Annotated in this window: 1 protein-coding gene; it reads right to left on the reverse strand. The window is 41.8% G+C overall.

The window, feature by feature from the left end; all coding sequences use genetic code 11:
* On the reverse strand, positions 1–567 hold a 567-nt coding region (locus tag ABD296_RS50020), incomplete at its 3' end, for a riboflavin synthase (RefSeq protein WP_344285721.1).
* Positions 568–579 lie beyond the last annotated feature (12 nt).

The raw sequence follows: 579 nt of genomic DNA on the forward strand, positions 1-579 counted from the left end.
GATATAACGTGCTAAAACATCAACTTCAAGGTTGACCTTGCTACCCACTTGCCACGTTCCAATATTAGTACGCTCTGCTGTGTGTGGGATTAGATTTAAACTTAAAATATTACCGCGTAAATGATTAATCGTTAAGCTAATACCATCTACAGTTACTGAACCTTTATCTGCCAAATATTTAGCAAGTTCTACAGGCGCAGTCACTTCAAAATAAATTGAGCGAGCATCTTCACGTACTAGGGTAATTTCACCTACACCATCAACGTGACCACTTACAATGTGTCCACCAAAGCGGGTAGTCGGTAACATGGCTTTTTCCACATTGACACGTTGACCAACTTTCCAGTTACCCAAAGTCGTGCGGTTTAAACTTTCACGGGACACATCAGCCGCATACCAGTTATCACCCCACTCAATCACTGTGAGACAGATCCCGTTAGTTGCAATTGAGTCACCCAAATGTACGTCAGACATATCCAAATCGGTTTGAATACGTAAACGTACATCGCCACCTACACTTTGCAGGCTTTCTACTTTACCTAAACTTTCAATAATGCCTGTAAACATGGCTCAATCTCC

Origin of the sequence: Actinomadura napierensis, from assembly GCF_039529375.1 — a bacterium.
Taxonomy (GTDB): Bacteria; Actinomycetota; Actinomycetes; order Streptosporangiales; family Streptosporangiaceae; genus Spirillospora; species Spirillospora napierensis.